We start from the raw sequence: 4,664 nt of genomic DNA, 5'->3' as shown, positions 1-4,664 counted from the left end.
GTCCTCTACCTGACGCGCAACACCCTGCCAATGCTCCGGATCCTTCAGCCAGTCCGGACGGTTGGCGACAAAGGTCCAAGTTCGGACTTGGGCGATGCGGTTGGAGAGGGTGTCGATGTCCCCGTCCGTCCGGTCGAGGGCCGAGATATGACCCGAAAACCAATCCTCCGGCACGGCGCCGCTCTTCATCAAAAAGCGATAGATCTGCCCAACGAGATCTGCGTGCGTCTGCGGCGAAACCTTCCGGTAATCAGGCACTTGGCAGACTTGCCAGAGTCGCTCGACGGCCCGTTGGGAACGGCCATAGGCCTTGATATCGTCATCGCGCGCCAGCAATTCCAGGGCCGCGACGTCCTCCGCCATGGGGGCCCGCACCAAGCCGTGCTCGCGGGGCTGTACGGCCAAGGTGTTGCGCAGGTGCTCCAGGGTGCGAAAATCGAGATCCGGGTTGCGCCATTGGATGACGCGGACCGGGTCGAAGGTATGATTCTCGAGCGCCTCGACCGTTTGGGCGTCGAATGGCGGGCACCGTCCCGCCRTGCCGAAGGTGCCGTCCCGCATGTGCCGTCCGGCCCGCCCGGCGATTTGCGCCAGCTCGGCGTGGTAGAGTTTGCGGAACCTGAATCCGTCGAATTTCTTGTCCGAGGCGAAGGCCACGTGGTCGACGTCGAGGTTGAGACCCATTCCGACCGCGTCGGTGGCGACGAGATATTCGACCTCTCCGGACTGGTACAGCTCGACCTGGGCGTTGCGGGTGCGCGGCGACAGGGCGCCGAGCACAACGGCAGCGCCACCGCTCTGGCGGCGGATCAGCTCGGCGATGGCGTAGACCTCCTCCGCCGAGAACGCCACGATCGCGGACCGCCGGGGCAACCGCGAGACCTTCTTCTCGCCGGAAAAGGTCAGTTGCGACAATCGCGGCCGTGTCACCACGTGGACGTTGGGAATCAGCGCCTCGATCAGAGGCCGCATGGTGTTGGAGCCGATCAGCAGCGTCTCGTCGCGTCCCCGCTGATGCAAGAGCCTGTCGGTAAAGACATGGCCCCGGTCGAGATCGCTCGCGAGCTGGACTTCATCGATAGCGACGAAAGAGAGGTCGAGATCGCGCGGCATCGCCTCGACGGTGGAAATCCAATAACGCGGGTTGTCCGGCTTGATCTTCTCCTCGCCGGTCACCAGCGCCACGTTGTGCGCACCCGCCTTCTCGACGACGCGCTGGTAGACCTCGCGGGCAAGCAGCCGCAACGGCAGCCCGATCATGCCGCTCTCGTGCGCCAACATGCGCTCGATGGCGAGATGGGTCTTGCCGGTATTCGTCGGGCCGAGCACGGCGGTCACGCCGCGCGCGCGGAATTGCGGAGGCAGAGAACGACGGGCCATAGCCTCAGGGGGTTCGAGGATCGCGGGGTCGAGATCGAATCCCGGGATCAGGGACGCCAGCCGCCGGGAGGCCGGAAACGGGCAGGGACATATTGCTCACAGCCACGCCGGAGAATCGCCGGCGGCACTCCATATGGGAGCGCGCCTTCCGGTTTACCATGCCCTTCCGGTTTACCATGCCGATGATAGTGGTCGTCGGCGAATGCCATTGCCGACGGCCGTCTATTGCACCGCCCCGGCCTTCACCGGATCCGTTGCGATGGGGACGACCGTCGCGCCGTCTCCGACGGTGAGGTTGGAGGCCTCCACCACGCTCATGCCGACCATGGTGCGAACGGAAATCTTGACCGGAACGAGGAGCCGTTGCCGCTCCACCGGCATCAACCACACGCTCATGTCCTTGTTCTCCTGCATGAACTTCGTCGACGGGCGCAGGGCCCGGTGGCCGGAAATGGCGACATAGCGCGCCTTGCAGACCAGGACCGGCCCCTTGTAGCCCGGTTTGTCGACGGATTTGGTCTCGTCGTAGGTCAACACGACGTTGAATCGCGCCGCCCCGTCGAAGACCGGGATCGTGCGATTGCAATTGGCCGCATCCGTCAGGCTCCCCGTCACCACCGCGGGCATCAGAAGCGCACTGATGGGATCGACCACGCCCTTCTTGTCGGCGTCCTTGAGCGGGACTCGATCGGCTTTCTCGTCGACCGGCGGAGCGATCTCGACGGCGGAGACGTCGCCGGCATTGAGACCCATGCGGACGGTCCGCTGGTCGCCCGAGGCGCGGGACGTCACGGCGAACGCCGCCGGCAGCGGACGTGGTCCGCCAATGGTGCCCGAGGCCGTCGCCGCGCCCTTGCCGCCGGTCAGCATCCTGGCGATGCCTGTCAGCTTGACCGCCAGCTGCATGTTGTATTTCTGGCCCTCGAAAGTCGACGACAGGTCCGCGGTCCCGAGCGGGAGCCCGGCCAGACTGACCTCGTAATCGGCTCTGAGGGTCTGCGCGTGGCTCGGCGACATCAGGCCGCTGACGGCCAAGCTGAGAGACGCGAGGAGGAGAAGACGCATCGGCATGCCTCTGATCGGGTGAGCGAAGCTGTTCGCACGCAAATCGGAATAAATCGTGACCACGATGTTACAAAAATGGCGTCGCAACTGCGAGCAAATGTTGACGGCGGGCCCTGTTTGGGCCTATAGGCTCGCACCTTCCCAGGACTTTCGGTGTCCGGCGGCGCGGGATCTGCGTTGAGCAAACCCGTGACTTACCAAGCCGTGGCCCCTTTGACGAATAGGATTTGAACCATGTCGCGCCGTTGCGAACTGACCGGAAAGGCCGTGCTGAGCGGCCACCTGGTGAGCCACTCGAACCGTAAGACGAAGCGGAAGTTCCTCCCGAACCTCTGCAATGTCACCCTGCAGTCGGAGACCCTGCAGCGCTCCGTGCGCCTGCGCATCTCCGCCAACGCCCTTCGCTCGGTCGAGCACCGCGGCGGTCTCGACAGCTTCCTCGCCAAGGCGAAGAACGACGAATTGTCGGACAACGCCCGCACGATCAAGCGCGAGATCGAGAAGAAGCTCGCCGTCGCGAGCTAATCCTGGGTTTCGACAGAATGTGTCTTGCGGGCGGCTCGGTGCCGCCCGTTTGCGTTTGTCCCGTCCTTGGTTGAGGAGCATTGGATGCCTGTGACCGCGATCGACCGCCGCGACTTCGTGATTGCCCTCGTGGCGATGACTCTCGTCGTGCTCGCCTCCAACATCCTGGTCCAATATCCGTTTCAGCATGCCGGCCTCGGCGACTACCTGACCTGGGGCGCGTTCACCTATCCCTTCTCGTTCCTGGTCACCGACCTGTCGAACCGCCGCTTCGGCGTCACCGGGGCGCGCCGGGTGGTGTATGTGGGCTTCGTGCTCGCCGTAGCCCTCTCGATCATGCTGGCGACTCCTCGTATCGCCATGGCGTCCGGCGTCGCCTTCCTGACCGCGCAGCTCCTCGACATCCGCATCTTCGCCCGCCTGCGCGACAAGGCCTGGTGGCTGCCGCCCTTCGTCTCCTCGGTGATCTCGTCCGCGCTCGATACGGTGCTCTTCTTCTCGATCGCCTTCTATTGCGGCGACCTGCCTGTCGTCGGCACGACGATTTCCGACCTGCTCGGCCGCGTCGGCATCGCCGATGCCTGCATCGCGCTCCCCTGGGTCAATCTCGCGATCGCGGATTACCTCGTGAAGCTGGCGCTCGCGGCGCTCTCGCTTGCTCCCTACGGCGTGATTCTGTCGTTCATGCGCCCGCTGATGACACAGCGCCGGACGGCCTGAGACGCGCGTATCTCGACGCGCGTCGTAACGGCGACCTATCGATAGGCTCCCCCAAAAGCCTCATCCTGAGGAGCGACGCAGTCGCGTCTCGAAGGACGGGGCGTTTTCAGGGCTCTCTGGATCCTCCTTCGAGACGCCGCTCACGCGGCTCCTCAGGATGAGGTGCGAGGATGACGGCGGGGACGATGTCTCGGAATGGCAGGAGAGCGGTTCGCATGGCATAGGCTGCGCGATCTTGGTCAGTCCCGGACATGACCAGGTCGGCTGCGTTCCTCCGCCGGACTCTCATCACCTCCACCAAACCTCGCATTCCGATCCATGCGACGCCGAGCACCGTCACCATCATCGTGACGATCATCAGCGCCTGAATGATCTCGCTCGCCGTGTGAAACTTGTTGAGCAAATCAGCGACCACGCTGTATTCGCCAAACGCCGGTATCGTCGGGTCCATCAATCCCCTCCCTTGAAACGAGAACGACCACCAGGAGCCCTGGTGGTCGGGGAGTTGAGAAGCCGCCTGAGACGACCGTGCTGCCCTTTAGACTTTCGCCCTGGACATACGGCAACACCTCCCCGACCATAACGGTAGGGAAGGCATCATTTGCGGCCGATGCCGACCGCTCAGGTGAGGTTCTCACGCCCCAGAGCCGGGTTCAGCCCAGCTCCGGGATCGACGTAACACTGGAAATCATGCGCCGGTCAACGTCCGTTCCGGCAAGGGCGAGGAAGGAAGCGGTTGCGCAGCGGCGCAAAAACTCCCCCTCTCCTGTCATGGTCGGGCTCGTCCCGGCCACCTCGATCGGAAATGCGACATGTGCCACGAAGCGAGGTCATCGGCACGAGGCCGGTGAAGACAAGCGGGAGGTCAAATCTCGTCGGCGTAAGGCGGGTGCGGGATCGCTTGGTGGGCTTCGCGCAGGGCGGCGGACCAGCGTTCACGCAGGTCGCGGAAGTAGGGCTCGTCTTCCTGGATG

At 64.2% G+C, this 4,664-nt stretch carries 5 protein-coding genes; 2 read left to right on the top strand and 3 right to left on the bottom strand.

Going from position 1 to position 4,664, the window contains the following annotated elements:
- Both AC1DT3_RS12730 and AC1DT3_RS12725 read right to left on the bottom strand, forming a co-directional pair.
- Positions 1–1,380 (bottom strand): helicase-related protein (locus tag AC1DT3_RS12730; RefSeq protein WP_477465619.1); only part of this gene is annotated, 1,380 nt, incomplete at its 3' end.
- A 222-nt stretch (positions 1,381–1,602) separates the two neighbouring features.
- Positions 1,603–2,445 carry a DUF3108 domain-containing protein gene (locus AC1DT3_RS12725; protein ID WP_477465618.1) on the bottom strand — a complete coding sequence of 281 codons (843 nt, stop codon included), beginning with the start codon at positions 2,443–2,445 and terminating at the stop codon, positions 1,603–1,605.
- 234 nt (positions 2,446–2,679) lie between these two features.
- Between AC1DT3_RS12725 and rpmB the strand changes: the two genes are divergently transcribed.
- Both rpmB and AC1DT3_RS12715 read left to right on the top strand, forming a co-directional pair.
- Positions 2,680–2,970, top strand: a complete 291-nt coding sequence (gene rpmB / locus AC1DT3_RS12720) for a 50S ribosomal protein L28 (protein WP_477465617.1) — start codon at positions 2,680–2,682, stop codon at positions 2,968–2,970.
- An 84-nt stretch (positions 2,971–3,054) separates the two neighbouring features.
- Positions 3,055–3,690 (top strand): queuosine precursor transporter, encoded by a 636-nt coding sequence (locus AC1DT3_RS12715; protein WP_477465616.1) that lies wholly within the window; start codon positions 3,055–3,057, stop codon positions 3,688–3,690.
- A gap of 106 nt (positions 3,691–3,796) precedes the next feature.
- On the opposite strand, the gene AC1DT3_RS12710 is transcribed toward AC1DT3_RS12715, so the two are convergent.
- Entirely contained in the window at positions 3,797–4,141 is a 345-nt protein-coding gene (locus tag AC1DT3_RS12710; RefSeq protein ID WP_477465615.1) for a hypothetical protein, read from the bottom strand.
- Between the last annotated feature and the right edge of the window lie 523 nt (positions 4,142–4,664).

The organism is Microvirga sp. P4_G7, from assembly GCF_056401005.1.
This window is presented reverse-complemented; position numbering and strand designations above follow the sequence as displayed.

Coding starts and splice junctions, on each gene's coding strand:
- AC1DT3_RS12710 (WP_477465615.1), bottom strand. CDS start 4,141: ATGGACCCGACGATACCGGCGTTTGGCGAATACAGCGTGGTCGCTGAT.
- AC1DT3_RS12715 (WP_477465616.1), top strand. CDS start 3,055: ATGCCTGTGACCGCGATCGACCGCCGCGACTTCGTGATTGCCCTCGTG.
- rpmB (WP_477465617.1), top strand. CDS start 2,680: ATGTCGCGCCGTTGCGAACTGACCGGAAAGGCCGTGCTGAGCGGCCAC.
- AC1DT3_RS12725 (WP_477465618.1), bottom strand. CDS start 2,445: ATGCGTCTTCTCCTCCTCGCGTCTCTCAGCTTGGCCGTCAGCGGCCTG.